24 protein-coding genes are annotated in these 25,551 nt (G+C 70.0%); 10 read left to right on the top strand and 14 right to left on the bottom strand.

Going from position 1 to position 25,551, the window contains the following annotated elements; genetic code table 11:
* The first annotated feature begins 125 nt into the window (after positions 1-125).
* Together ACVHNB_RS13320 and ACVHNB_RS13315 are read left to right on the top strand one after the other, a co-directional pair.
* Positions 126-1,115 (top strand): phosphatase PAP2 family protein, encoded by a 990-nt coding sequence (locus ACVHNB_RS13320; protein WP_456228162.1) that lies wholly within the window; start codon positions 126-128, stop codon positions 1,113-1,115.
* Entirely contained in the window at positions 1,112-2,065 is a 954-nt protein-coding gene (locus ACVHNB_RS13315) for a DMT family transporter (RefSeq protein ID WP_456228161.1), read from the top strand. Before ACVHNB_RS13320 ends, ACVHNB_RS13315 begins: the two co-directional genes overlap by 4 nt.
* Positions 2,066-2,115: 50 nt before the next feature.
* Here the strand turns inward: ACVHNB_RS13315 and ACVHNB_RS13310 are convergent, their stop codons facing one another.
* Both ACVHNB_RS13310 and ACVHNB_RS13305 read right to left on the bottom strand, forming a co-directional pair.
* Positions 2,116-3,072, bottom strand: a complete 957-nt coding sequence (locus ACVHNB_RS13310) for an IS481 family transposase (protein ID WP_456228160.1) — start codon at positions 3,070-3,072, stop codon at positions 2,116-2,118.
* 101 nt (positions 3,073-3,173) lie between these two features.
* Positions 3,174-3,749 (bottom strand): TetR/AcrR family transcriptional regulator, encoded by a 576-nt coding sequence (locus tag ACVHNB_RS13305; protein WP_428951084.1) that lies wholly within the window; start codon positions 3,747-3,749, stop codon positions 3,174-3,176.
* 298 nt (positions 3,750-4,047) lie between these two features.
* Here ACVHNB_RS13305 and ACVHNB_RS13300 point away from each other — a divergent pair, with 298 nt between their 5' ends.
* Positions 4,048-5,421: an MFS transporter gene (locus tag ACVHNB_RS13300; RefSeq protein ID WP_456228878.1), complete on the top strand. Its 1,374-nt coding sequence runs from the start codon at positions 4,048-4,050 to the stop codon at positions 5,419-5,421.
* A 58-nt stretch (positions 5,422-5,479) separates the two neighbouring features.
* Here the strand turns inward: ACVHNB_RS13300 and ACVHNB_RS13295 are convergent, their stop codons facing one another.
* The 6 genes from ACVHNB_RS13295 to ACVHNB_RS13270 all read right to left on the bottom strand — a co-directional run bounded on the left by ACVHNB_RS13295 (position 5,480) and on the right by ACVHNB_RS13270 (position 13,102).
* Positions 5,480-6,409, bottom strand: coding sequence for a phospholipid scramblase-related protein (locus ACVHNB_RS13295; protein ID WP_456228159.1), 930 nt, complete (start codon positions 6,407-6,409; stop codon positions 5,480-5,482).
* A 103-nt stretch (positions 6,410-6,512) separates the two neighbouring features.
* The gene (locus ACVHNB_RS13290) at positions 6,513-8,567 is read right to left on the bottom strand and encodes a phosphocholine-specific phospholipase C (protein WP_428951086.1); all 2,055 of its coding nucleotides are present in this window, start codon (positions 8,565-8,567) and stop codon (positions 6,513-6,515) included.
* 152 nt (positions 8,568-8,719) lie between these two features.
* Positions 8,720-10,174, bottom strand: coding sequence for a carboxylesterase/lipase family protein (locus ACVHNB_RS13285; RefSeq protein WP_456228158.1), 1,455 nt, complete (start codon positions 10,172-10,174; stop codon positions 8,720-8,722).
* A 149-nt stretch (positions 10,175-10,323) separates the two neighbouring features.
* Entirely contained in the window at positions 10,324-11,340 is a 1,017-nt protein-coding gene (gene tgmB / locus ACVHNB_RS13280) for an ATP-grasp ribosomal peptide maturase (protein WP_428951088.1), read from the bottom strand.
* A gap of 13 nt (positions 11,341-11,353) precedes the next feature.
* Positions 11,354-11,545: a putative ATP-grasp-modified RiPP gene (tgmA, locus tag ACVHNB_RS13275; protein ID WP_428951089.1), complete on the bottom strand. Its 192-nt coding sequence runs from the start codon at positions 11,543-11,545 to the stop codon at positions 11,354-11,356.
* A 207-nt stretch (positions 11,546-11,752) separates the two neighbouring features.
* Positions 11,753-13,102, bottom strand: coding sequence for a 6-phospho-beta-glucosidase (locus tag ACVHNB_RS13270; RefSeq protein WP_456228157.1), 1,350 nt, complete (start codon positions 13,100-13,102; stop codon positions 11,753-11,755).
* Positions 13,103-13,160: 58 nt separating this feature from the next.
* On the opposite strand from ACVHNB_RS13270, the gene ACVHNB_RS13265 reads away from it, so the two are divergent.
* Complete coding sequence (locus ACVHNB_RS13265; RefSeq protein WP_456228156.1) at positions 13,161-13,994, top strand: hypothetical protein; 834 nt, start codon at positions 13,161-13,163, stop codon at positions 13,992-13,994.
* 80 nt (positions 13,995-14,074) lie between these two features.
* On the opposite strand, the gene ACVHNB_RS13260 is transcribed toward ACVHNB_RS13265, so the two are convergent.
* The 3 genes from ACVHNB_RS13260 to ACVHNB_RS13250 form a co-directional block, all read right to left on the bottom strand.
* A complete protein-coding gene (locus ACVHNB_RS13260; protein WP_456228155.1) occupies positions 14,075-14,320 on the bottom strand; it encodes a hypothetical protein in 246 nt (81 codons plus the stop codon).
* 302 nt (positions 14,321-14,622) lie between these two features.
* Positions 14,623-14,856: a hypothetical protein gene (locus ACVHNB_RS13255; protein WP_428951093.1), complete on the bottom strand. Its 234-nt coding sequence runs from the start codon at positions 14,854-14,856 to the stop codon at positions 14,623-14,625.
* Positions 14,857-14,961: 105 nt separating this feature from the next.
* Entirely contained in the window at positions 14,962-15,264 is a 303-nt protein-coding gene (locus ACVHNB_RS13250; protein ID WP_428951095.1) for a hypothetical protein, read from the bottom strand.
* Between the two features lie 741 nt (positions 15,265-16,005).
* On the opposite strand from ACVHNB_RS13250, the gene ACVHNB_RS13245 reads away from it, so the two are divergent.
* Positions 16,006-16,572, top strand: a complete 567-nt coding sequence (locus tag ACVHNB_RS13245) for a hypothetical protein (RefSeq protein WP_456228154.1) — start codon at positions 16,006-16,008, stop codon at positions 16,570-16,572.
* Between the two features lie 324 nt (positions 16,573-16,896).
* Here the strand turns inward: ACVHNB_RS13245 and ACVHNB_RS13240 are convergent, their stop codons facing one another.
* Complete coding sequence (locus ACVHNB_RS13240; RefSeq protein WP_456228153.1) at positions 16,897-18,015, bottom strand: YihY/virulence factor BrkB family protein; 1,119 nt, start codon at positions 18,013-18,015, stop codon at positions 16,897-16,899.
* An 868-nt stretch (positions 18,016-18,883) separates the two neighbouring features.
* On the bottom strand, positions 18,884-19,480 hold the full coding sequence (locus ACVHNB_RS13235) for a lipocalin family protein (protein WP_456228152.1): 597 nt from the start codon (positions 19,478-19,480) through the stop codon (positions 18,884-18,886).
* On the opposite strand from ACVHNB_RS13235, the gene ACVHNB_RS13230 reads away from it, so the two are divergent.
* Entirely contained in the window at positions 19,467-20,165 is a 699-nt protein-coding gene (locus ACVHNB_RS13230) for a DUF3370 family protein (protein WP_456228151.1), read from the top strand. The two genes, ACVHNB_RS13235 and ACVHNB_RS13230, sit on opposite strands and share 14 nt — an antisense overlap.
* Positions 20,166-20,227: 62 nt before the next feature.
* Here the strand turns inward: ACVHNB_RS13230 and ACVHNB_RS13225 are convergent, their stop codons facing one another.
* Entirely contained in the window at positions 20,228-21,280 is a 1,053-nt protein-coding gene (locus ACVHNB_RS13225; protein WP_428951099.1) for a hypothetical protein, read from the bottom strand.
* A gap of 302 nt (positions 21,281-21,582) precedes the next feature.
* Between ACVHNB_RS13225 and ACVHNB_RS13220 the strand changes: the two genes are divergently transcribed.
* The 4 genes from ACVHNB_RS13220 to ACVHNB_RS13205 are packed head-to-tail and all read left to right on the top strand — an operon-like array spanning position 21,583 to position 25,548.
* Complete coding sequence (locus tag ACVHNB_RS13220) at positions 21,583-22,536, top strand: ABC transporter substrate-binding protein (RefSeq protein ID WP_456228150.1); 954 nt, start codon at positions 21,583-21,585, stop codon at positions 22,534-22,536.
* Positions 22,537-22,538: 2 nt separating this feature from the next.
* Positions 22,539-23,522, top strand: coding sequence for an amino acid ABC transporter permease (locus ACVHNB_RS13215; protein ID WP_456228149.1), 984 nt, complete (start codon positions 22,539-22,541; stop codon positions 23,520-23,522).
* A gap of 50 nt (positions 23,523-23,572) precedes the next feature.
* Positions 23,573-24,325, top strand: a complete 753-nt coding sequence (locus ACVHNB_RS13210) for an amino acid ABC transporter ATP-binding protein (RefSeq protein ID WP_428957475.1) — start codon at positions 23,573-23,575, stop codon at positions 24,323-24,325.
* Positions 24,322-25,548: a M20 family metallopeptidase gene (locus tag ACVHNB_RS13205; RefSeq protein WP_456228148.1), complete on the top strand. Its 1,227-nt coding sequence runs from the start codon at positions 24,322-24,324 to the stop codon at positions 25,546-25,548. Before ACVHNB_RS13210 ends, ACVHNB_RS13205 begins: the two co-directional genes overlap by 4 nt.
* Positions 25,549-25,551 lie beyond the last annotated feature (3 nt).

The following is a 25,551-nucleotide window of genomic DNA, read 5'->3' as shown; positions in this document are numbered from 1 at the left end:
GGTACGCCAGCGTTTCGGTACACTGGCGTTTCGATGAGCGCGGTTCAGACCGCGTTCACCGTCGCGCCACAAGCGCACCCCGAACCACCACGCACCACCCAGTCGTCACGAAAAGGGGCCGGGGGATGAATTCCCTTACCGAGCCTGCCGCACCGGAGCCGGACAGCCGCACTGCCCGACCGCCCCTGGTCCGCGAGCTCCTGCTGGTCGTAGGACTCTTCCTCGTCTACAAGTTCGGCCGCCAGCTGGCCAACGGCCACACCGCCGAGGCGTTCCGCAACGCCGATCACGTGTGGAGCTTCGAGCGCGCCCTGGATCTGCCCGGCGAGGGCGCGGTCCAGAGCGTCCTGCTGCGCAGCGACGCCCTCGTGCACCTCGCGAACACCTATTACGCGACCGTGCACTTCCCGGCCACGCTCGCCCTGCTCGTCTTCCTGTACCTGCGCCGCCCGCGCCACTACGTGTGGACGCGGCGCGTGCTCGCCGCGCTGACGGCCGCGGCGCTCGCGCTGCACCTCACGTTCCCGCTGGCACCGCCCCGGATGCTGGAGGCCGCGCACCTCGTCGACACCGCGCAGGTCTACGGACCCTCGGTGTACGCCGCGAAGCCGGACACCGACACGATGGCCAACCAGTTCGCGGCCATGCCGTCGCTGCACTTCGGCTGGGCCCTGATGGTGGCGATCGGCCTGATCGTCGCCACGAAGTCGCGGTGGCGCTGGCTGTGGCTGCTGCACCCGCTGCTCACGCTCCTCGTGGTCGTCGGCACCGCGAACCACTACTGGCTCGACGCGCTCGTGGCGACGGCCCTGCTCGGTGTCGCCCTCGCGGTGATCCGGATGCCGCACACCGTCGGCGGCCCGCCCGCGATCCGGCGGCACCTGCTGCCCGCCCCGGCGAGCACGGTCGTACCGGCCGCCGTCCCGGCGCACGGCACGCGGGAACCCGCGCCCTGGTCGCCCGCCGCCGCGTTCCGTACGCCGCCCGACTCGCTGTCCGCGTCGGACGTGCTGGCGCACATGCCGATCCGGATACCGGTACAGGTGTCCTCGACGCCGGGGTCCACCTCGGTGGCGACCGCCCCGCAGCCCGTCACGACGGGGGCCGGCCGATGAGCGCCACCCTGCTCGCCGTCGCGCTCTCCCTCGTCTCCGCCGTGGCGTACGCCGCGGCGGCGGTGGCCCAGGAACGGCTCGCCGCTCGCACCGCGGGCTCCGGACCGGGCCTGTGGCGGCTGCTCGGCACGGGCTCCTGGTGGTGGTCGGTCGTCCTCAACGCGGGCGCGGCGCTGCTGCACGTCGCCGCCCTCAAGTACGGGCCGCTCACGCTGGTGCAGCCGCTCGGTGCGCTCACGCTCGTCGCGGCCGTGCCGCTGGGTGCCCGGATCGCGGGGCGGCACGTCACGGCGGGCGAGTGGCGGGGCACGGCCCTGACGCTGGCCGGTCTGGGCGCGCTGCTCGTCACGGCGTCGGGGCCCGCCCCCGACGACACGCTCTCCCTGCCCGAGGCGCTCGCGGTGGCCGGAGTGACCGCCGCGCTCATCGGAGTGCTCTCGCGGCGCGGCGCGAAGCCGGGGCTGCGGCACGCGACCGCGTCCGGGCTCGCCTCGGGTGTCGCCTCGGCGCTCACCCAGACCGTGACCGTCGCGGCGACCGACCGCTCGGGACCCCTGCTCGCCCCGCAGGTGATCGTGGTGGCCCTGCTGGTCGCGGCCTTCGCCGCGGGCGGCCTGCTGCTGTCCCAGACCGCCTACCGCGGCGGGCTCGGCGCACCGCTGGCGATGGTGACCCTGGCGAACCCGGTGGCCGCGGCGGTCATCGGCCTGTCGCTGCTGGGCGAGCGGCTGCAGGGCGGTGTCGCCGGGTTCGCCCTCGCGGCCGCGGGGGCGGTGCTGGCGGCGCGGGGCGTGGTGCTGCTGACCCGCAGCGCGACGCCGGCCCCCGAGGACCCGCACACCGGCCTGATCGTCCTGGGGTCGATCCCTCCGCAGCCGGCCCAGGCCGCTCCCGCTTCGGCGGTCGAGGAGCGGGGTCCGGCACAGAGCCCCGTGGCCGTCGCCCCGTAAGAGCGAACAGCGCGGACCATCCGGATGCGACCTGATCCGCCGCACAGGCGCTAGCTGTATTGACTCGCAGCGTTGTTGACGCGGCTGATGGGTGGGTGGCCGCCGAGTGCGGTGTGGCAGCGGTGGTGGTTGTAGGTGTGCAGGAAGTCTGCCAGGGCTGCTGTTCGTTCGTCGTTTGAGGTGTAGGGCCGCAGATAGGCCCATTCGTCGAGCAGGGTCCGGTTGAAGCGTTCGACCTTGCCGTTGGTCTGCGGCCGGTAGGCGCGGGTGAGTTTGCCGGCCGCCCCCAGGTCGGCCAGAGCCTCGCGCCAGGCGAAGCTTTTGCGGTAGGGCCAGGCGTTGTCGGTCAGGACCCGTTCGACGTGGTCGATGCCGTGTGCGGTGAAGAAGGCTGCCGCCCGCCGGAGGAAGGCTGCGCAGGTGGCGGCTTTCTCGTCGGGGTGGATCTCGCTGTAGGCGAGGCGGGTGTGGTCGTCGACGGCGGAGTGGATGTAGTCGAAGCCCATGTTGTTGCGGGTGACGCGGCCGGCCTGACGGCCCAGGACCTTGTGGCCGCCGCCGTCGGGGATCCGGCCGAGCTTCTTGACATCGACGTGGATCAGTTCGCCGGGCCGGTCTCGTTCGTAGCGGCGGATGACCTGCCCGGTGGGCCGGTCCAGGAAGGCCAGGCGGTTCAGCCCGTGGCGGGCCAGAATCCGGTGTGTGGTCGAGGCGGGCAGGCCCAGGATCGGGCCGATGCGGGCGGGTCCGAGCTTGCGGTCCTGGCGCAGCCGACACACCAGTTCCTCGGTCGTCGCCGCAGTGCGGTGCGGTGTGGTGAGGGGACGGCTGGAACGGTCATGCAGTCCTTGCTCGCCCTCGGTCCGCCAGCGGCGAACCCACTTGTGGGCCGTGACGCGCGAGATGCCCATCTCGGCCGCGACGTGCGCGACCGGACGGCCTGCGCGGACACGCTCGATGAGAAGCCGCCTGCCGAGAACGGTCAGCCGGGCATTACGGTGGGACACGAAGACCTCCGTGCGGTGCAGTCCTAGACAGCTCCACCACACCGGAGGTCTTCGCCATGATCAAGCCCAGTCGGTGTTAACAACGCTCGTGATCAATACAGCTAGCGGCGGCGGATCCCGTCCAGGGCGAAGCCCAGCACCCGGTCCCGCTGCTCATCGTCCACGTAGGCGGCGCCGGTCACTCCCGACACCATCCGCAGCAGGTCGTCGAACGACAGGTCGTCGCGGACCTCCCCGGCCTCCTGCGCACGCCGCAGCAACGGCTCTCCCGCGTCGAGCATCGCGCGGCGGCAGGCGGTGAAGATGTCGGACTCCCCGCTGAGCGCTTCCCGGATGGCGCGCTTGGTGACCGTGTAGTCCACGAACCGGCGCAGCCAGGCGGCGAGGCCGTCCCAGGGCCCGGCGTCCACGAGCTCGTCCGCGAGCCGGCACAGCGCGTCGACCTCTTCGGCGTAGACCGTCTCGAACAGGGCGCGCCGCGTGGGGAAGTTCCGGTAGAGCGTGCCGATGCCGACGCCGGCCTGCCGGGCGATGTCCTCCAGCGAGGCGTCGGCGCCCTTCTCGGTGAATGCCTGGCGCGCGGCGGCCAGCAGCGCGTCGAAATTGCGCCGGGCGTCCGCGCGGCGCGGGCGCTGCGCGACGACCACGCCTCCCACGCGTTCCCTGTCCGTCGTCATCCGTGCACCATGCCTCTCCACCTGAAGGGGAATCCGGGTTGAATCCGGAGGCACCCCTCCGCTATCGTGAATTAAGTCGAGGGGTGCCTCCACTTTAGCAGGGGCGCCCTCCGCCCTGCCGTACCCGAGTGACGCGACGAAGCGACGGCTCCGTACGGCAGATCCCCCGATCCTTTCAGCCCGCGCCCGTCCGCGGGCCACCCCCTCCTGCCGTCTTCCGCCCGGAGAGAGGCCCCTCGTGAACCGGAACAACCGCCTGACCTTCGCGGTGCTCGCCACCGGCGCCGGCGTGTTCTCGATGATGCAGTCGCTGGTCGCGCCCGCGCTGCCCACGATCCAGCACGCCCTGCACACCTCCCAGGCCACCTCGACCTGGGTCATGACGGCGTATCTGCTGTCCGCGTCCGTCTTCACCCCGATCCTCGGCCGGGTCGGCGACCTCGTCGGCAAGAAGCGCACCATGGTCGCCGCGCTCGCCGCCCTCACCGTGGGGTGCCTGCTCGCGGCGCTCGCGCCGAGCATCACCGTCCTCATCGTCGCCCGCGTCGTCCAGGGCATCGGCGGCGCGCTCTTCCCCCTCTCGTTCGGGATCATCCGCGACGAGTTCCCCGCGCGGCGGGTCAGCCCCAGCATCAGCAACCTGTCCGCCGTGATCGCGGCGGGCGGCGGGGTCGGCATCGTCGCCGCCGGGCCGATCGTCGGCGCGCTCGACTACCGCTGGCTGTTCTGGCTGCCCGCCGCGGTCGTCGCCCTGACCGCCCTGATAGCCCTGCGCTACGTGCCCGAGTCGCCCCACCGCGGTTCCGGGCAGGTCAACTGGCTCGGCGCCGTGCTGCTGTCCGGCTGGCTCGTCGCGCTCCTGCTGCCCGTCAGCCAGGCCACGTCCTGGGGCTGGGGCTCGCTGAAGGTGGTCGGGCTGCTGGCCGCCGCCGTACTTCTCTTCACCGCCTGGCTGCTCGCCGAGGCCCGCTCGACGAGTCCGCTCATCGATCTGCGGGTGATGCGGCTGCCCGCCGTGTGGACCACGAACACCGCGGCGCTGCTGTTCGGCGCCGGCATGTACGCGGTCTGGTCGTTCCTGCCGGGCTTCCTGCAGACCCCGTCCGCGGCGGGCTACGGCTTCGGCTCCAGCGTGACCGGCGCCGGTCTGCTGATGCTGCCGATGCTCGTCGCGATGTTCCTCGCGGGCGTGCTGAGCGGCCGCCTCGAACCCTCCGTCGGCGCCAAGGCCCTGCTCACCACGGGGGCCGCGCTCGGCGCGGCGTCCTGCGCGATGTTCGCCCTGTGGCACGGGCAGCAGTGGCAGATCGCGGTGGCGGCCGGGGTGTTCGGCCTCGGCATCGGCCTGGCCTTCGCCTCCATGGCGAACCTGATCGTGCAGAACGTGCCGGCGGCCCAGACCGGCGCGGCCACCGGCATGAACGCCAACATCCGCACCATCGGCGGCTCGATCGGCGCGGCCCTGATGACCAGCCTGGTCACCGGCACGCTCCAGCCCTCGGGCGTTCCCTACGAGTCCGGCTACACGCACGGCTTCACCCTGCTGGCCTGCCTGTGCCTGGCGGCGGCGCTGGCCGCGCTGCTGGTCCCGGCCGGCCGCCGGGCCCTGGTCACCCGGGTGACGGCGACGGCCGAGCGGGAAGCGCCTCAGCCGCAGACGGCCTCCCGGTGACGGCGACGGGGCGGACCGTCCGGCCCGCCCCGTCGCCCGGGATCACCCGAAGGTCCGGTCACCCGAAGCCGCGCGAGTCCTGCTTCAGCGCGGTGTCCACCGTCAGAGCCGTGGCCACGACCAGGCTCAGCAGCGGCTCGGGCAGCTGGAAGTGGATCTGCAGCACGTAGTTGTCCGCGGTCGTGAACATCGTCTTGGCGAGGCCCTCCCACGTCTTCGTGATGCGGGCGACCTCGGTGTCCGTGTGGTCGACGATCGCGAAGTTCCAGGCACGCCAGTTCTCCGCCTTGATCGCGCCGACCTGCTGGCCGTTCACGTTCATCGCGAAGTTGATCTTGCCGATCATGTTCTGCTGGACGATCTCACCGACCGGCGAGCCGTCCGGGCGCTCCACGACGACCCGCGACTTCATGAACTTCGCGGGGCGCGTGAGCACCAGCTGCGGCTGGCCGTAGGCGTCCCGGATCTCCAGCTTGTGGGTCATGAACTGGTCGACGCTGGAGACGAACCGCAGCGCCTTCTTCAGACTGCTCTGGCCGATCTCGGTGACCGAGCCCAGCTGGTTGCCGTTCTGATCCATGACGCTGTACTCGTTCGTCAGCTCGATCAGCTTGGCCTTCTGGTTCACCACCAGCACCGGCTCGGTGAACAGCGAGCCGCCGCCCTGACCGGTCGGCGCGACCCCGGCCTGCTGCTGCACCTGGCGCTGCACCCGGCTCGCGTCCGCGTTCTGCTGCGCCTGGGCGCCGTAGGCCTGCTGCTGCCCGTACCCGGCGAACTGTCCCTGCGCGGGCTGTTGCACCGGCTGGGCCTGCGGCTGCTGCGCCTGCTGCGGCACCTGCCCCGCGGCGGGCGCCTGCTGGGCGGGCGCATGGCCCTGGGCGTGCGTGTGCTCGGTCCACTGGGAACCGTCCCACCACCGCAGGGTCTGGGGAGTCCCCTGCGGATCCGGGTACCAGCCAGCAGGGGTGTTCGATTGCGTGGTCACCGGGGCACACTATCGCGACGCCCCAGGAATACATCCAGGTCGCACCAGTGTGATGTGTGCCCCTCCGCCCCTGATGTCGCAGGGGCGGAGGGGCACACGGGGCTCACGCGGTCGCGATGGCCGGGTCGCTCACGCCGGCCTGCCCGTTCTCGACGTGCCCGGCCAGGCGGCGCAGGTACCCGGCGTTGCCCTCCAGGACGACCTTCAGGTCGTACCAGCGCTTGGTGCCGCGCAGGTCGACGGTCTGCTCGGCGGTCGCCCCGGCGCGCACCGTGTACGTCTGCGGCTGGCCACCGTAGGCGTTGGTGACCGTCAGGTGGACGTCGGCGGTGGTCGGGTTCTTCAGGGTCAGCTTCAGATTGCCCGTACCGCCGTCGTGGCGGGCGGTCACCTCCGGCTCGGCGACCTTGTTGTTGCCCTTGAAGGCACGCAGAAAGCCGTTCGGGCCGTGTGCGGTGAGGTCGTAACCGCCGCCGGAATACGCCGAGTTCCAGCTGTCGGCGATCGACTTGGCGGCCTCGGCCGTGTAGGTCCACGGCCCGTCGGTGCGGCTTTGGGAGCGGACCTGGAAGGCCGCGCCCTTCTTGTCGCCGCCGCTGAACGTCAGCTTGTACTTGCCCGTCGCGACGTCCTGCGCACCGTCGACGTAGGGCGCGTACCCGAGCGGGCGGCTGGGCCGCGAGCCCGCCTCCTGCTTGGGCAGCGCGCCCTGCGCGGGCGGCTTCGGCACATAGCTGTCGTGCCGGTCGCGGTCCGGCGGCTCGTAGCCCGCGGTGTCGGGCAGGTCCGCCGGGTCGGTGACCTTGAGGGAGAAGTCGAAGGCCGAGGTGAGGTCGCCGCAGATGGCGCGGCGCCACGGCGAGATGTTGGTCTCCTTCACCCCGAACCGGTTCTCCATGAAGCGGATGATCGACGTGTGGTCGAAGGTCTCCGAGCACACGTACCCGCCCGTGGACCACGGCGAGACGACGATCATCGGCACACGCTGCCCGAGCCCGTAGGGGCCCGCGGCGCGGGTGCCGCCCGGGTAGTAGTCGAGCTTCGTGTCGACGGTCGACAGGCCCTGGTTCGCCGAGGCCGGGGCGTACGGCGGCACGACGTGGTCGAAGTAGCCGTCGTTCTCGTCGTACGTGATGAACAGGGCCGTTCTGCTCCACACATCGGGGTTCGAGGTGAGGGCGTCGAGGACCTGCGAGATGTACCAGGCACCGTAGTTCGCGGGCCAGTTGGGGTGCTCGGAGAACGCCTCGGGCGCCGCGATCCAGGAGATCTTCGGCAGCTTGCCCGCCTTGACGTCGGCCTTGAGGACGTCGAAGTACCCGTCGCCCGCCTTGGCGTTCGTGCCGGTGCGGGCCTTCTCGTAGAGGGCGTCGCCGGGCTTGGCGTTGCGGTAGGTGTTGAAGTACAGCAGCGAGTTGTCGCCGTAGTTGCCGCGGTAGGCGTCGTCGATCCAGCCCCAGCCGCCGGCGGCGTCGAGGCCGTCGCCGATGTCCTGGTAGACCTTCCAGGAGACGCCCGCCTGCTCCAGGCGCTCGGCGTACGTCGTCCAGCCGTAGCCCGCTTCCTCGTTGCCCAGGACCGGGCCGCCGCCGGTGCCGTCGTTGCCGACGTGGCCGGTGAGCATGTAGTAGCGGTTCGGGTCGGTCGCGCCGATGAACGAGCAGTGGTAGTCGTCGCAGACGGTGAACTTGTCGGCGAGCGCGTAGTGGAACGGGATGTCCTGCCGTGTCAGGTAGGCCATCGTGCCGGTGCCCTTGGCGGCGATCCAGTTGTCGTACTTGCCGCTGTTGAAGGCGCTGTGGCCGCCCGCCCAGTCGTGGTCGAGGCCCGCGATGAACTGCATGCCGAGGTCGTCGGCGTCCGGGTGGTAGGGCAGGGTCTCCTTGCCGCCACTGGACTGGTTCCACACCGGCTTGCCGCTGGGCAGCGTCACCGGACGCGGGTCGCCGAAGCCGCGGACGCCCTTCATCGACCCGAAGTAGTGGTCGAAGGAACGGTTCTCCTGCATGAGCACGACGATGTGCTCGATGTCCTGGACCGTGCCGCTGCGGCGCGCGGCGGGGATCGCGGCGGCGCGGTCGATGGAGCCGGACAGCGCCGTGAAGGCGGCGGTTCCTCCGGCGATCTGGAGGAAGCGGCGGCGATTGAGTTCCGTCATGGGTGTGGGGGTCTCCTGTTGCTTCGATGGTGGTCGGTCCACGAAGAGGGGCAACGGGGAGTGTTCAAGATGACCGGGGCCGAAGGAAAGGGGGCCGAAGTGACAGTCGCGCAAAATGTGCGCGGCTGATGCGCGACGTCACCACCGGCGCGTCACCGCACGTCGTGCCACATCTTCCGCTCCGCCGGCCGGGGATCGGCCTCGGTGCGGCAGGCGCCGTCGTCGAACACCATCGTCGTCCGCTCCCCCGCCGGGTCGTACGCGGCCCAGCCCGGGTCCCCGGTCGCGGCGAAGGAGACCCAGGCGGCGTGCACGGTGCGGGCCAGTCCGGCCGGGGCGTCCTTGCCCGCCATCGGCAGGTAGTCGGGGTCGTCGAGCAGGTCGAAGACGAAGCCGAGCTCGAGGGCGTGGCAGGCGCCGAGCTCGCCGTCGAACTGCGGGGAGCGCCAGGCGAACTCGTAGACGTGCGTCCCGGGGACGGACTCGGCCAGCCGGAGGGCCGGGACGCGCCAGAACCAGTCGGTGACGATCGCGCCGAGCAGTTCGCCGGGGCTCGCGCCGGGGCGGGCCGTCCGGTACCCGTCGAGGTCCGCGCCGTAGGCATCGGCGCCCCGGCGCAGCCGCTTCTGCGTGATGGTGTCGAAGCGTCCGGTCGGCACCATGTACAGCCGGTTCTCCTCGGTGTTGGAGCCGACGAGGAGGTCGACGCCGAGCTCGGGTCCCGGCAGCCGGAGCCGCTCGGCGACCGGCTCGAAGACCATGCCGTTGAGCGCCGCGTCGCCCCACACCGCCGGATCGGGCCGCCGCGCGAAGTCGTCCCTCAGCCCGGCCTGGGCGTCGATCAGTTCGGGCAGGGGAACGGCCGCGAACGCCTCGGCGGTGTACGGGACGCCCAGCCGCGCCGCCATCCGCTCCCCGATCCGGCGCGCCGTGCCCGGCCGGACGAAGTGGTGACAGGCCCCGCTCTGCAGCACGGCCCGCCGGAACAGACCACGGGCGCCCGGTTCCGCGAGCAGCTGTCCGATGGCCACCGCGCCCGCCGACTCGCCGAAGACGGTGACGCGGTCGGGGTCGCCGCCGAACGCGGCGATGTTGTCGCGCACCCATTCCAGGGCGGCGATCTGGTCGAGCAGACCGCGGTTGTCCGGGGCGCCGGGCAGGTGCAGGAAACCGTCCGTGCCCAGCCGGTAGTTGACGCCGACGAAGACGACGCCGTCGCGGGCGAACGTCTCGCCGCGGTATCCGGAGGAGTTCGCGGAGCCGTTGGAGAAGGAGCCGCCGTGCAGCCACACCATGACGGGCAGGCGGGCGCCAGGACCCGGCTCCGGGGTCCAGATGTTGAGGTTGAGGCACTCCTCGCCCGGCAGGGACGTCTCCGGGATGAGCGCGTCGAAGGGCGGTGTGTACGGGGCCTTGGGCGCGGTGGGACCGTACGCGGTGGCGTCGCGCACCCCGGACCACGGTGCGGCGGGTGCGGGTGCGGCGAACCGGAGCGGCCCGAACGGCGCGGCGGCGTACGGCACTCCGAGGAACGCGCTGATCCCGTGCTCGGTGCGGCCGCGCACGGCGCCCTGCCGGGTGGTGCACTCGGGGGATGCGTCGGTCATGCGGTGGGGCTCCCTCGGTCGGACGGTCGAGCGCGGCGGCGCCGGACCACGTGAGGCGATCGCGGGCCCGGCGGCAGGCACCACCCTCTCTCGTACCGTGCCGGCCGCCCTCGCGTAAAGATCATGGACGTGTCGGGTCCGCCACGCGGTCAGTCGCCGGCCGCGCGCACGCCGTCCTCCCCCGGCGTCCCGCCCGCCCGCTCGCCCGGTCCCGCCCCGGACGGGTCCAGCGGCTCTCCCGCGAGCCACTGCGCCACGGCCCGGCCGATGGGCTGCCCGGTCTCGATCTCCACGAAGCCGAACTGCCCGGACTGGTTGCACTCCAGGAACCACCAGATCCCGTCGGCGTCCTCGGCGAAGTCGAAGGCCCCGTACGCCAGTCGGGAGCGGGTGAGGTAGGCGTGCACGGCGTCCGCGACGCGTCGCGGCACGCTCACCGGGCGCCAGGGACCGGCGGTGGGGTCGAAGCGGACGTCCACCACCTCGTCGGCGTCGTCCGGCCCGCTCTTCGCCCGTGCGGCGAACATCCGGTCGCCCACGCAGGTGAGGCGGATGTCGGCGGTCTTGCGCACCCTGCGCTGCAGCAGCGTCGGACCGTGCGCCACGTCCCGGTAGTCCTCGTCGGGCCGCACCCGGGTGGTGGGCACGGCGAGCCCGCCGTCGCCGGGATGGGCGCCGGACACCGGCTTGACGACCAGGTCGGGGTAGCGCGCGGCGAACTCCCGCGCGACCCGCGGGAACGTGGTGATCAGCGTGGCCGGCACCGGCAGTCCGCAGGTCCGCGCCAGCCATAACTGCCAGGGCTTGTGCCGGGCCTGGCGGGCGGCGTCGGGATGGTTCATCCACCGCGCGTCGGTGCAGCGGAGCATCCCGTACAGCGCTTGCGAGGCCTCCTCCGTGAGCCAGGCCGAGGCGGCCTTGGACCGCGCGGCGGGCGCGCCGGGTCTGCGCACCCAGATGGAGCGCAGCCCGCCCATGCTGACCACGCGGCCGCCGACGGAGAGGTGGCCCTGGAACACGCCGTGCGCGTACTCGCCGGACACGTCGACGCCGCCGGGCAGTTCGGCCGGGTCGAGGCGGAGGACCGGGATTCCCCTGGCGTTCAATTCGACGACCGCCATGTCGGCGGTCACATCCTGTTCGCTCGTCAGGATCAGCACCGTCATTTGCGGCGGCCGTTCAGTCGTCGAAATGGGTTTTGGAACCGGCTGTGGACGTGGTGGCCGCGCATTGTCGCAACACAGCGTAGTCGCGTGCGGCCACTCCGCCGTCAGGCAGCAGATTCAACTGCAGTGCGGAGTCGTATGTGTACGGCGCGCTGACCTCGGTCTCTCGCGCGGGGCGAGCGTAGTTCAGGGCGAACGGTCGCATGTGTACTCCTAGTTGGGGGGCGCACCAAGTCAAGCGCATGGTGACTCTCCGGCGTCGCTCTCCTGAGGAAATTTTCAGATTCTCTCTGTAGAACGCGTCACACCCGCGGAGGAGTTGCTTCCGCACCACGGGGCATGACGCGGCGTCGGGCATGGAAAAGGGGCGGCTTTTCGGGCCGCCCCTTCCCAATACCGCCTTTACAAGCCTTTACACGTCCTTACGGCGTCCTCCACCGATGAGCCGGGCGATGCCGGGGTGCTCTTTGGTGTAGCCGTCGACCAGACGGTCGGCGACCGCCACGGAGTCGACGAGCGGGTGCAGCGCGAACGCCTTCACGGCGGTGGCGCGCGAGCCCGACTCGGCGGCGGAGAGCACCTCGCGCTCCACGGCCTTGACCGTGGTGACCAGGCCGGTGGCGTGCGGCGGCAGCGGGTCGACGGCGACGGGGTGGGCGCCGTTGGCGTCCACCAGGCAGGGCACCTCGATGACGGCGTCCGCGTCCAGCGCCGACAGGGTGCGCCGGTTGCGGACGTTGAGGATGAGCGTGGCGCGTTCGTCGCGGGCGATGGCCCGCATCAGGGCGAGGGCCACCTTCTCGTAGCCGCCCGACTCCTCCAGGTCGGCGGCGTCCCGCTCGCCCGCGCCGGAGGCCTCCCGGTTGTGCGCCATGTACGTGGCCTCGCGCTCGGCGCGGGTGCGGTCCCAGCTCGCGAAGGAGGGGTCGGCGTAGAACGCGGACTGCTGGTCGGCGAGGAAGGCGCCCCGGGTACGCCCGGCCTCCCGGTAGGCGCGGACGGTCTCGCGGTTGAAGTAGTAGTAGTGCAGGTACTCGTTGGGGATCGCGTCGAGCGAGCGCAGCCACCGGGTGCCGAACAGACGGCCCTCCTCGAAGGAGCCGAGCAGCTTCTCGTCCGCGAGCAGGCGCGGCAGTTCGTCCCGGCCGTTCACCCGGAGCCCGCGCAGCCAGCCCAGGTGGTTGAGGCCGACGTAGTCGATCCACGCGTCGGCCGGGTCCACGCCGAGCACCCGGGCGACACGGCGGCCGAGGCCGACGGGCGAGTCGCAGATGCCGATCACCCGGTCGCCCAGGTAACGGGACATGGCCTCGGTGACCAGGCCCGCCGGGTTGGTGAAGTTGATGACCCAGGCGTCGGGGGCCACTTCCCTGACCCGGCGCGCGATGTGCGTGGCCACGGGCACGGTGCGCAGCCCGTACGCGATGCCGCCGGCGCCGACCGTCTCCTGTCCCAGCACGCCCTCGTCCAGGGCGACGCGTTCGTCCGCGGCCCGGCCCGCCAGGCCGCCGACCCGGATCGCGGAGAACACGAAGTCGGCGCCGCGCAGCGCCTCGTCGAGATCGGTCGTCGCGCGCACGGCGGGCGCGTCGGGCACCGCGGTGGCTTGTTCCTGCAGTACTCCGGTGATGGCCCGCAGCCGGTCCGTGTCGACATCGTGCAGCGTGACCTCGGTGACCCGGCCCGGCGCGTGATCGCCGAGCAGCGCTCCGTACACGAGGGGCACCCGGAATCCGCCACCGCCGAGAATCGTCAGCCTCATGCCGCGATCGTAGGGCAGCCTGGTCCCCGACCCGATCTTCGACCGGCGGAGGCCCCCCATGAACCGGCGCACGAGACGCCAACTCCTCTCCCTCACCGCACTGACGGGCGCGCTGGCGCTCGGCGCGGGCACCGCGTCGGCCACGGCCGCGCCCGCGTGGACCGAGACCGGCACGACCCACGTGAACTCGCTGACCGGCAGTCAGGGCCTGGCGAGCCGCGCCGACGGCTCGCTCGTGCACCGGGGGCTCGCGTCCATCCCGGTGTCCCTGCGGATAGCGGGCTGGTCCCACGTCGGCGACCCGGACGTGGCGGGCGGCTACACCTTCGACGCGTACCAGGGCGGTGACGACGCGACGAAGAAGATGTTCGCGGCGACGGCCCCGGACGGCAAGCGCACCACATACGAACACGCCTTGGATCAGGGCGAGTTGCTCAACAACTCGTTCGCCGCCGTGTCGCCCGACCAGCAGTGGCTGGTGTCCGGCGAATGGGGCACCATGAACCGGCTCCAGGTCTTCCCCACGCCGGTGCTGAACCCGTCCGCGCCCGCTCCCGGCACGAACCTCCCGCAGGCCGGGCAGATCACCCTCGACAAGCCCGTCGAGAACATCCAGGGCTGCGACTTCACCGACGCCACGCATCTGCTGTGCTCGTCCGACGACGCGACGAAGGAGGTGCTGGAGGTCGCGCTGGACCGCCCGCTCGGCGGGAAGCCGGTCACGGGTCACGTCACGACGGCGTTCGCCATCCCGCAGCGCAGCGTCTGCTCGGGTGCGTTCGAGGCGGAGGGCATCGACTACGACGCCGCGCGCGGCACCCTGCGCGTCGCGGTCGTGCCGCCCGCGCCGTGCCTGGTGACGACGGCCGTGATCGCGTACCGGCACTCCTGAGGTGGGCGGTGGCGGGGTTCGGGGGATGATCGCGATCACGACAGATCGCGCGTTCCCCCTCCCCGCCCCCTGGGTCACTGCTACTGACGCTTGCTCACATGCGCGACCACGCTCATCCCCGCAGCGAAGACGAACGCCAGGACGCCTCCACCGGACACGGCCGCCTTCAACGGCGGCTGTCCGAGAGCGGCGAAGCCGATGGCGACGATGAGCCCCATGACCACGGAGATCAGGCTGACGACGACCACGTGGTAGACGCGGTGGTCACAGGTCGGCGTAGCGACAGAGGTCGGCGTGGTGACAGAGGTCGACGTGGTGGCAGACAAAGAAGGCCCTCCCATGCTTGTCGGAGCGCCGCTGTCTGCATCGGGGCGGGAGTGATCCCACCGCCGGATCGACCTCGGCGTCGCCGCCCGGTGGGGCGTCGCAACAGGAGAGCGCCGGCCAGGCGCCCCTATTGGTTCTCTGTCACCACATGGTGGTGGTCGGCCGTCTGCACCGATGCACCTCGTCTCTCAGGTCTCGTCAACCAGCCACATAGTAGCCATGCCCTCTGACATCAGAGCCAGTTGGTGGGGCGAGCGAGGGGCGCCGGGCTCTGCGCACCGGCTCGCTTCAGGGCATGACCTCACGGGCGCCAGAAGCTGCGCCGGTCCGCGTCGTAGCTTCGCTCGTATCGTTCACGCATGGCCCGGTCGCGCCGGTACTCCACGTACTCCGGATCGTCGCCGCGCCACAGTCGGTCCCTGCGGCAGTAGCGGCAGATGCCGTAGATCAGAGCGGCCGCGGCCAGCCACAGGATGGGCTTCACGAAGCCGAGCCCGACCAGGATCACGAAGACGACGAGCAGGGCAGGTATCACGTTGTTCCCCTAACGGGGTTGTCCGCCGCGCCTCCTGTCGAGGATCGGCGGGTCCGGCCTCTCCCGTCCGGGGAGGCCGGACTGCTCGGTTCGATCGACGCCGGATCAGCGGCGCATGGTCTCGTTGTCTTCGCGGCTGCCGCTCTTGGCCAGACCACGGCTGATCACATAACCGATGGTCAGCAGGGTGACGTACAGCCATGCCCGGTCGGCGGGGAAACGGTCCACACCGTTCGCGCCGTCACCGACCGCCCAGGAGGCGATGAGAACGGCGATCACGGATGCGACGTAGGCGAAGAACTCTGAAGTCTTGAACGAGGGTTTCGTCTCCGCCGAAGTACGAGGTGCCGTGTGCGTGTCCCGCATCGGGCCGGATTCCGAGTACCCAGGGGACGAAGCTGCGGTCATCGTGTGTCTTCTTCCTGGATCGAGATGCCGGACGACATCTGTGTGAGCAGGCGCGTACCCGAGGCATGGGCATCGGAACGCGCCGGCGCGCGCGCCCTTTCACCTCCCGCGCTCCTTGGCCATCTGCCAGGGAGGCCACAGAGGAGGCTGCGCCGGGCGGAGCCGTATCAGGCGGCCCGGGTGGTCCCGGGTGCCGGTGGGGCCGTGCGGCAGCGCGCATTCCGGCCAGAACCACACGCTTGGCGCCCGGGACACCGGGCTCACGCCGACAGTTGCAGTACGTCTGTGTGGATGACGGCACGATGACGACTGCGTCGGCCCGTACGCGAGCGGGGACGTGCCGGGGAACGGGCCTGGATCATGACAGACACCGCCGGCGTCCGCCCTGTTCACCCACTGCGCCAGCTCCTCGCCGCCTCCGTCGGCAACGCCGTGCTGACCCCGCTCGAAGGGGCTTGCGGGCCACGTTTCTGATGAATTCGGAGACCAGGACGCCCAGATGACTTTGCGCAGCGCGCGGCGCGATAGAAATTCTCGCGTGCGTATGTTGCGCAGCACTTCGAAGCGGATGGCTACTAGACACCTTCCGCATCTAGCATACCGGCAAGGCCCCGGACCTCCCGCCTGCCCACCCCTCTGGATATCCACGCGGATCTCATGAGTGCGAAAGCAGAGCCGGATGGAGCGGATTGCGCACGTGCCTTTCGTCTTACCCACGCCCAATGATCCCGAGGGGTTTCCGTGACAGAACGAAACACACTCATGCGCACGGCCCACGACCTCGGTCTGGCTGCTTGGTTCGGCGGCTCTTTGATGGGAGCAGTCGGACTCAACGGGGCCGCGAAGGAAGAGGGCGTCACAGAGTTCGGCATCGCACGGATCGCGTCCGTCGGCTGGGCCAAGTGGACGCCCCTGGGCGCGGCCGCGATCGGATCGCATCTGGTGGGTGGCGCCGGGTTGCTGCTCGCCAACAGCGGGCGTGTCAACAGGCAGCGTTCCGTTGCTGCTGCGACTGCCGCCAAGACCCTGCTGACCGGCGGGGCACTCGCCGCCACCGCCTACACACGGATCCTGGGCAAGAAGGTCGACCTGGCCTCCTCGCGGAAGGAAGAAGGCCAAGAGACGGCCGAGGAGATCCCGGTCGGCGTTCACCAGGCGCAGAAGCAACTGGCCGTCATGCAGTGGGTGGTTCCCGCACTGACGGCCGGTCTGATCGCCATGAACGCTCTCATGGGTGAGCAGCAGCGACCGTCCCAGCAGAGTGCCGGAGTGCTGCGTCGGGCGCTCACTCTCAACGACAGGCCGTAGCGTTCGGTTCCGCCCGCCCGGACAGTGCCGCGTGGAATTCAGTCGGAATTCGACCAGGGTCATTCACGCCCGCCGAGGGGGCGCGGATCCTGGTCGAACGAAACGAACCAAGCCCCCTTTCCTCGAAATCCGGCATCCGACAGAAGGCAGGTTGCATCCGCCCTGCTCTCTACGCCCTCTCGCAATCTGCATTTCTTCCAGAACGCAGGGGAGCAGGGGAGATCGGTAAATTCGACAGGTCCGTCTCCGTGTGGCTGACGTGACGTATGCCCCGGTACGTATCCGCCGCGCGGGTCCACCTGCGCGGCGACGCCCAGCACGCCCTCAGGTCTCGTCCATACGCCGCTTGTCCCGCTCGTTCCACGCCCGCGTGTCCCGGGGGTCGGTGTACGGCTCGGCCTCGGCGGGGTGGCCGCCGGCGATGGCGCGTTGACGTGCGGTCTCGGCGTCGAACTCGAGGCCCAGCAGAACGGCCAGGTTGCTGATCCACAGCCAGACGAGGAAGACGATGACGCCTGCCATCGTGCCGTAGGTCTTGTTGTACGAGGCGAAGTTCGCCACGTAGAACGCGAACCCCGCGGAAGCGGCCAGCCAGAGCAGCAGGGCCAGGCAGCTGCCCGGAGTGATCCACCGGAAGCCCTTGACCTTCGCGTTCGGTGCCGCCCAGTACAGGATCGCGATCATGATCGTGACCAGGACGACGAGGACGGGCCACTTGGCGATCCCCCACACCGTCAGGGCACTGTCGCCGACGCCCAGCGCACTGCCGGCCTGGCGGGCCACGCCACCGGTGAAGACGACGATGAGCGCGCTGGCCGCCGCCAGCAGCATCAGGATCACGGTCACGCCGACGCGCAGGGGAAGCACCTTCCACGCCGGACGGCCCTCGGGCACGTCGTAGACGGCGTTGGCGCTGCGGATGAACGCCGCGACGTAGCCGGAGGCCGACCACACGGCCAGCACGAGGCCGACGATCGCCAGAACGGAGCCGGTGCCGCTGTTGCCCTGCAGATCCTCGACGGCGCGCGTGATGACGTCGCGCGCCGAACCGGGTGTGAGCTGTTTGAGATGGGACAGCACCTCGTCCGTGGTGGACCTGCCGGTGATGCCCAGCAGTGAGACCAGAACGAGCAGGGCCGGGAAGAGAGCCAGTACGCCGTAGTACGTCAACGCGGCTGCCCGGTCGGCTAGTTCGTCCTCCTTGAACTCCCTCAGGCTGCCCTTGAGCACCGCGCCCCAGGACCGCCTCGGCAAGTCGGTCGGGCTGTCCGGTGCCTTCCGTTCCACTTCCTCGCCGGGCCCGAACCGCTGAGCATCAGGCGCCGGTGTCCGTTCGCCGGCCGCGGGAGCCGCAGCGTCGTGCGTGCGGCGCTCATGACGGTCGTTCCCATGTTCCTTCGGGTCGCCCATACCCCAGCGGGTAGCCGCCTCGTTCCGGGCCATGCCTGCGACATCCAGAAATCACCCGGCGTCTCCGTTCAGCCTGAAGGCGGGCTGGAGGCCTGCGCCCGGGCAGATGGAGAGCCGTGATGCCGTCGAGGCGGAGGCCGATCCCGGCGAGGAACTGCCGTCGCCCGGGACAGGTGGCAGGACCTCTCCGACACCATGCCGAGCCACGTCTCGTAGGAGGTGTCCATGCCGCGGGCTACCGGGCGGGGACGACGGCAGGATGTCGACTGCCTCAACCCGCGCGTGAACAGGGACGTTCCTGGGGACGGGACAGGATCATGGCAGAGACCACCACGACCGTCACGCGCCCTGTTCACCCGGTCCGCCAGCTCTTCGCCGCCTCCGTCGGCAACGCAGCGCAGTGGTACGACTGGTTCTCTTGCACGGGCACGCCTGCACCCTACGTGGACGCGCCCGACCTGCAAACCTTCAGGTCAGCATGGAAATGTGAGCGAGTCTTGATGTGCAGGTACCGCAAGGTGCCGTCACTTCTGGCCGCCTCCATGCTGACCCTTTGCCGACTTTCATGAGGCCACGTCAGGTTCTTGAGGCAGCGAGGCGCAGGCCGCGCTAATCGTGCATGCTCAGGGGGTGGACGGACCCGCCACCCGTTACGACGTGGGCAAATCGACCAGACGCCCCGAATCCATCGCCGAATGTACTCAACTCAAAACTCATGAACCACAAAAACAAGCTGAGCGACGGTTGAGCCACCGCGCTGGGCCGGTGGTGTGGCGCCCGGCCCAGCCCACGATCCTGCAGGAGGTTGTCATGCGCTCCCACTGTGGCTCATGAACTCAAAGCGTGACGTCCACCCCGGCGGAGCGGCACTCACAGCACGCTGGTTCAGCAGAGTTTTGGATCATCCCTTGCAGAACGGGCTGGTGGTGGTGTTGCCACCGTCTTGCGGGGTGTACGCGACGGTGCACGGGTCTACGCCTGCACCGCGCAGCGCGGTTTGCGCTGCATGCGTCTGTTCTGCTCCGAGTCGAGGGGTGCGGGAGAGCACAAAGCCGCTTCGGCGCTTGGAGTCGGTGACGACGGCCCACTGATAGTGGGTATCGAGGCCGACCACAATGTAATTGGCGTCCTGGCCGTGCGCGTAGCGACCGTTCAGCCCCAGGAAGGAGACGTTCAGGCGCGCACCGCTTGCGTCCAAGGGCTTTGCGTCTCCCTTCACTGAACTGGTGAGACCGAAGTACGACGTGCAGCTGTTTTTCACGGAGACCGTGCCGGCTTCCGTGAGCGCGTACCTGGCCGTCGAGTTCTTCAGACACTGAGCCTCGTACGGCGCGGGCACAGCGGCGACCTGGTACCACTTGCCGGTGTACCTGGCCACATCGACGCTCGCTACGGGCGCAGGCTCAGACTGGTCTTGCGTTGCGGCCATTGCGGGAGTTGCTGCCAGGGCGGCCGTTCCTGCCAAAGCAACAACGGCACATGCCATGGCGCGGCGCACTCGGGAAGGGTCAGTCACAGTTGTCCTCCGGATGGGGCTCTGTCGAAGCGTAAGTTCGCAATCCGTTCTGCCACCGACACTGCAGCGGATGCACCCGTCCAGATCTGAACATCAGTTTCATCCTGGCCGAAGCCCACGTACAGACAGACCGTGTGGGGACGCTTCGCAACAGATAGCTGAGAACCTCGCACGAGCCGCCAGGGCCACTGTCCGGCCCGCTGTCGACAGGTCCGTGCGATCGGCACACACCAGGCGTCTGCCTGAAGCTGCCAGGACACATTCAGTCCCGCTACCTTCACCGCGCGGCCGGTCTCAGAAGGCCGCGCCGGCCACCGCGGCCCTGTCCGACTCCTCGCAGCGCAGCTGGGGCAACTACGGTTCCTGGTACGACATCACGCTGCTCCTGCGCAACCCCATGGCGCAGGAGCGGACAGTGCAGATCACCTTCGGCTCCAACATCACCGGGGCGACCGACGTACCCGGCGACACATGGAACGGGGCGCTGGGCCTGTCGATCGACCGGGCTCCGGAGCAGGTACGGACGGTGTACGTGCGGCCCACGGCGCCCCGCGACACGCTCTCGGCGCTGACGCTGCCACCGCACGGTAGGCGCGAGATCCGGATGCGCTTCATCGTGCCAGGGCTGATCAGCGCCGGCTCCCAACTGCTGCTGGAGAGCGTGTAGGTAGGGCACGCGGCTGTGGCGCGAGCTGGGATCGGCCCGCGCCACAGCGGTGACTCGACGGTTCAGCAGGCGGACGGCGTCCCGTCGTAGAGCCCGGAGTCGGCGCGGCCGTTGGTGACGCTGCGCAGGTAGTAGCCGCAGTTGGGGCGCTGGGCGAAGTCAAACGTGGCACCCGGCTTCAGGTGCCATATCTTGAAGCCCTGGTAGGTGAGCGGCTGTCCTGCGGCGGCCTTTTCCGGCTGGTGGTCGGCGAGGACGATGTAGGCGTCGGCGCCGTAGAGGGTGGCCTTGCCCTGTGGATCCAGGTAGAGGGAGCCGCCGCCTTCGTTCACGCCCACGCCCCAGGCCTTGCCCTGCCCCGTCAGGCCGTCTTTCACCGCACGCGCGGTGAAGGACATCAGGCGGCCCATGCGGTCGCGGGCGACGAAGTGGGAGTCGTTGATCGTGTCTGCGTAGTGCGGCCAGGAGAACATGCCGGTGGTGAAGGTGGCGTACGAGTCGTAGGGATCGGCGAGGGCCTCGCTGCTGGTGATGCTGCCCCGGCAGGCGTCATAGACGACGGAGCTGTTGATGTGGGTGCCGGCGCTGCCGCCGCCGGCGCCGCCGCCCTTGGCGACGACGGACTTGACCGACGCCTGCAGGCTGGTGCCCTTCCACGCCGCGTAGCGGCACTGGTCACCGCCGGCGAAGTAGACGAACTCGGCGTTGCGGATGTCCTGGTTCACCTGTGCGTTGTTGCCGTCGGACGCGGCGGTGAGGGTCCAGCTCGTACACGAGTTGACGCCCGCGAGGCGCATCACGGCGTCGCATTCGGGGGTGGCGCTGCCGGACGAAGGGGCCGAGCCTGCCAGGACCACGACGTCGAGGCTGCCGGTTGCGCCGCGGATAGTGTCGATCGCCCGGCCCATCGACGCTGCCACGACGCCACCGTCGCCGTTCATGGTGAAGGCCGGACCGGACCAAGTGCTGCGGCTGACGTCGCTGGAGCTGCCCAGACGGACCCGGTCGGCCCGCGCCGCGGCGGGCGGTGCCGCCAGCCCGGCGACGGTCAGGGCGAGAACCGAGGCGAGCAGCGCCGAGCGCAGCGCACCACGGGTGAGGGAGAGGGGTTTCACGGAGTCTCCTTCCGCTCACGCCTCTTGGCCCGGCGTGAGTACGCCGACCACACCTTGAGGCGGACTCGGAACATACAAGCAGCGAAAGATTGGCGCTATATGTAATTCCAGGTTTGCCCTGCCGCCACCTCGAAGCGCCCGTCATTGCAGCACTGAGCTCTTTTTTCATGGGGTTCGTACGGGTCGCCGCGTTGTGTTACCCGAACGTAACGATCGATACATCTACCCACGCAAGGGCGCAGGATGTAACTTCCCTGCTCGAAGGACCCGACGGCTCCGCCGCAAGTGAAGAGGAACCCTCCGTGACTCCCAGATCCGCATCACGCCCCCTCGTGCTGGCTGCTACCAGCGCAGTGCTCGTCTGCCTCCTAGGCGCCTGCGACAGCGCCTCGGACGGCCCGGCCTCCAAGGCCCCTGCATCCCTGAAGATCGCCGGGGTCACGGTCAAGAAGAACGCAGAGCTGCACGCGGCTTTGCCGGACGCGGTCAAGAAGTCCGGCACGGTACGCGTGGCGACCGACGTCCCCTACGCACCCTTCGAGATGTTCGTGAAGGAGGGCGGAAGCGAACTCACCGGCCTGGACTACGACTTGGGCCAGGCGCTGGGCGCGCGGCTGGGAGTGGTCTTCAAGTTCACCCCGCAGAAGTTCGACGGGATCGTGCCGGCCATCCAGGCGGGCAAGTTCGACGCCGCCATGTCGGCGATCACCGACAACAAGGAGCGTCAGCAAGTCGTCGACTTCGTTGACTACTCGCAGTCCGGCTCCGGCATCCTCGTGGCGAAGGGCAACCCGCAGAAGATCACGACTCTGCACGACCTGTGTGGCCGCCCCGTCGCCGTGCAGGCGGCCACCAACCAGCTGAAGCTCCTCAAGGCGCACCAGCAGGAGTGCGCCAGGGCCGGCGGCAAGCAGATCAAGATCCAGACGTTCCCGAAGGACTCCGACGCCCAACTGGCCCTGCGCTCGGGCAAGGTCGACGCCGATGTCCTGACCAAGCCCGCTGCCGGCTGGACAGCGAAGACCGCCGACGCGGGCAAGGCCTTCGACCTGGTCGAGGATCCCAAGGCCCCGGGCGGCTACAACGCTTCCCCCAACGGCATCGCCGTATCCAAGAAGCTGCCGCAGCTGACCGACGCCGTCCAGAAGGCGCTGCAGTCCCTGATCGACGACGGCACCGTCAAGAAGATCTACGCCAAGTACGGCGTCGCGTCGATCGCCCTGAAGAGCGCCACGAAGAACGCGGCGGTGGACTGATCATGACCACCGCCTCCGTCACCGCGGGCAGCTCCCGCACCGACGTCCCGCCCCCCGGCGAACCGCAGATCGTGCCGGTCCGGCACTGGGGCCGCTGGATCGCCGCGCTCGCCGCTCTGCTGGCCGTCGGCGGCCTCATCGGTTCGCTCGCCCGCAACGCCAACCTGCACTGGGACATCGTCGGCGACTACCTCTTCGAGGGGCTGATCTTCGACGGCCTGGTCACCACACTGTGGCTGACCGCGGCCGCGATGGCGCTCGGCCTGGTGCTCGGCACTCTGCTCGCCGTGCTCCGCCTGTCGCAGAACCCGGTGCTGTACGGCCTGTCGACCCTGTTCGTCTGGATCTTCAGGGGCACGCCACTGCTCGTCCAGATCATCTTCTGGGGATACGCCGCCGCTCTCTACAAGAAGGTGCTCATCGGTATCCCGTTCACCGACATCACCTTCTTCAGCGGGGACACCAACGCCCTTCTCACCCCCTCGGTCGCCGCACTGCTGGCGCTCGGTCTCAACGAGGCCGCCTACGCGAGCGAGATCGTGCGCGCCGGCATCCAGTCCGTCGATCCGGGACAGACCGAGGCCGCCCACTCGCTCGGCATGCGGCCGGCTCTGACCATGCGCCGGATCGTGCTGCCGCAGGCGATGCGCGTCATCATCCCGCCGATGGGCAACGAGACCATCAACATGCTCAAGATGACCGCCCTGGTCTCCGTGATCGCAGCACACGACCTGATGTCGAACATCCAGGATGTGTACGCGCAGAACTACCAGGTCATCCCGATGCTCATGGTCGCCAGCCTCTGGTACCTGGCGCTGGTCAGCCTGCTCAGTCTGCCGCAGGCCTGGCTGGAGCGGCGCTATGGCCGCGGCCAGTCCGCCGGCCGCACCTCGCCGCTGGCCCGCCTGTTCTCCACCGGCGCGCTCGCCCGCAAACCGTCGGCCGCGCAGGCTGACTCGCACAAGACCACGAAGGACCCCGCATGACCACCGCCTCACAGACCGCTCACGGCCTCACGCACACGACAGCCGAGCCGATGGTGCGCGCCGAAGGGGTCCGCAAGAGCTTCGGCCGCCTGGAGGTACTCAAGGGCATCGACCTGACCGTGCAACCCGGCCAGGTGTGCTGCCTGCTCGGCCCCTCCGGATCAGGAAAGTCGACCTTCCTGCGCTGCATCAACCACCTCGAGAAGATCGACGGCGGCCGTCTCACCGTGGACGGCGTGCCCGTCGGCTACCGCGAACGCAACGGCCGACTGTACGAGTTGCGCGAACGCGAGGCGGCCGAGCACCGGCGCTCCATCGGCATGGTGTTCCAGCGCTTCAACCTCTTCCCGCATCTGACCGCCCTGGAGAACGTGACCGAAGCCCCGGTGCGGGTGGCCCGCCGCCAGCGGGCGCAGGTCCGCGAGGAGGCCATGGAACTGCTCGACCGGGTCGGCCTCGCCGACCGGGCTCATCACCACCCCGCCCAGTTGTCCGGCGGGCAGCAACAGCGTGTCGCGATCGCCCGGGCGCTGGCCATGAAGCCGCGTCTCATGCTGTTCGACGAGCCGACCTCCGCGCTCGATCCGGAGTTGGTGGGTGACGTGCTGGACGTCATGCGTTCCCTCGCCGAGGACGGAATGACCATGGTGGTCGTCACCCACGAGATCGGCTTCGCACGCGAGGTGGCCGACACCGCCGTCTTCATGGACGACGGCCTCGTGGTGGAAGCAGGCGATCCGCGGGACGTCCTGACCCGGCCCCAGCAGGAGCGCACCCGCGCCTTCCTGTCGAAGGTCCTGTGAGCGCCCCGGTCGCCGGCCGTCCCACCACGGACAGTCTGCTGGCACACACCCGCACGTCCCTCCCCCGCTATCTCGACGAACTGGCACAGCTCGTCGCCGTGGACTCCGGCTCCTACAGCGCCGACGGCATCAACCGTGTGGCCGACTGGGTCGAGGGCCGCATGTACCGACTCGGCTTCGCCGTCGAGCGACTGTCCGGAGGAACGCTGCCGACTGGCCAGCGGGCCGGGGATGTCCTCGTGGCCCGTCGCGCGGGTGCGCTGGCGCATGTGGACGGCGCGCGCCGCATCCTTCTGGCCGGCCACATGGACACCGTGTTCGACGACGGAACCGCCGCCGTGCGCCCGTTCACCGTGGACGGCGATCGCGCGCACGGCCCCGGGGTCAGTGACGACAAGGGGGGTCTTCTCGCCGGGATCCACGCCGTCGAGACGCTCGACGCACTCGGCTTCGACCAGTACGCGGAACTCATTCTGCTGGCCACCCCTGACGAGGAGATCGGGTCACCCGTCAGCCGCGCAGTGACCGAGGCAACGGCCTCGCTAGCGGACTGCGCTCTCGCGCTGGAATGCGCGCGCGAGAACGGCGATCTGGTCATCGCGCGCAAGGGGGTGGCGGATCTACGGGTGACGGTCACCGGGCGCGCCGCGCATGCCGGAATCGAGCCGGAGCGCGGCGCCCACGCTGCGCTGGCCGCGGCGCATCTCGTGGTCGCCCTGCAGGACCTCAATGGCAGGTTCCCTGACGTGAGCGTCAACGTCGGTGTGGTGCGGGCCGGTTCACGCCCCAACATCGTGCCCGCCGAGGCCGAGCTGCATGTGGAGATCCGGTCCTCGAGCGCGGACTCTCTGCACAACTGCCGCCAGGCGGTGGAGGACTTGACCCGCAGGCCTTCGGTTGCCGGCACGCGGGCCGTGGTCGAAGTGACGGACGTATGCCCGCCGATGGAAGCCACCGATCAGGTCCGCCGCCTCGCCGAATCGGCGCTGCGTCTGGGCGCGGTCCTCGGTCTGACCGTGGGCGCGGCGGCGACCGGCGGCGTCGGCGACGCAAACGTCATCGCCGGGACCGGCACCCCGGTCCTGGACGGGCTGGGCCCCATCGGAGGCGGCGACCACAGCCCTGCTGAATGGCTGGACGTGTCCTCCGTGCCCGGCCGCATCGCCCTGCTGGCCGCGCTCATCATCGAGCTGGGCGATGCCCACGGCCACTCGTCCATGTAACAA

The sequence above is a fragment of the Streptomyces sp. YJ-C3 genome (genome assembly GCF_053891275.1).
This window is presented reverse-complemented; position numbering and strand designations above follow the sequence as displayed.

Coding starts and splice junctions, on each gene's coding strand:
- ACVHNB_RS13270 (WP_456228157.1), bottom strand. CDS start 13,102: ATGAGGCTGACGATTCTCGGCGGTGGCGGATTCCGGGTGCCCCTCGTG.
- ACVHNB_RS13215 (WP_456228149.1), top strand. CDS start 22,539: ATGACCACCGCCTCCGTCACCGCGGGCAGCTCCCGCACCGACGTCCCG.
- ACVHNB_RS13315 (WP_456228161.1), top strand. CDS start 1,112: ATGAGCGCCACCCTGCTCGCCGTCGCGCTCTCCCTCGTCTCCGCCGTG.
- tgmB (WP_428951088.1), bottom strand. CDS start 11,340: ATGACGGTGCTGATCCTGACGAGCGAACAGGATGTGACCGCCGACATG.
- ACVHNB_RS13250 (WP_428951095.1), bottom strand. CDS start 15,264: ATGACCGCAGCTTCGTCCCCTGGGTACTCGGAATCCGGCCCGATGCGG.
- ACVHNB_RS13240 (WP_456228153.1), bottom strand. CDS start 18,015: ATGGCCCGGAACGAGGCGGCTACCCGCTGGGGTATGGGCGACCCGAAG.
- ACVHNB_RS13210 (WP_428957475.1), top strand. CDS start 23,573: ATGGTGCGCGCCGAAGGGGTCCGCAAGAGCTTCGGCCGCCTGGAGGTA.
- ACVHNB_RS13290 (WP_428951086.1), bottom strand. CDS start 8,567: ATGACGGAACTCAATCGCCGCCGCTTCCTCCAGATCGCCGGAGGAACC.
- ACVHNB_RS13265 (WP_456228156.1), top strand. CDS start 13,161: ATGAACCGGCGCACGAGACGCCAACTCCTCTCCCTCACCGCACTGACG.
- ACVHNB_RS13230 (WP_456228151.1), top strand. CDS start 19,467: ATGGCGCGGCGCACTCGGGAAGGGTCAGTCACAGTTGTCCTCCGGATG.
- ACVHNB_RS13285 (WP_456228158.1), bottom strand. CDS start 10,174: ATGACCGACGCATCCCCCGAGTGCACCACCCGGCAGGGCGCCGTGCGC.
- ACVHNB_RS13305 (WP_428951084.1), bottom strand. CDS start 3,749: ATGACGACGGACAGGGAACGCGTGGGAGGCGTGGTCGTCGCGCAGCGC.
- ACVHNB_RS13320 (WP_456228162.1), top strand. CDS start 126: ATGAATTCCCTTACCGAGCCTGCCGCACCGGAGCCGGACAGCCGCACT.
- tgmA (WP_428951089.1), bottom strand. CDS start 11,545: ATGCGACCGTTCGCCCTGAACTACGCTCGCCCCGCGCGAGAGACCGAG.
- ACVHNB_RS13300 (WP_456228878.1), top strand. CDS start 4,048: ATGATGCAGTCGCTGGTCGCGCCCGCGCTGCCCACGATCCAGCACGCC.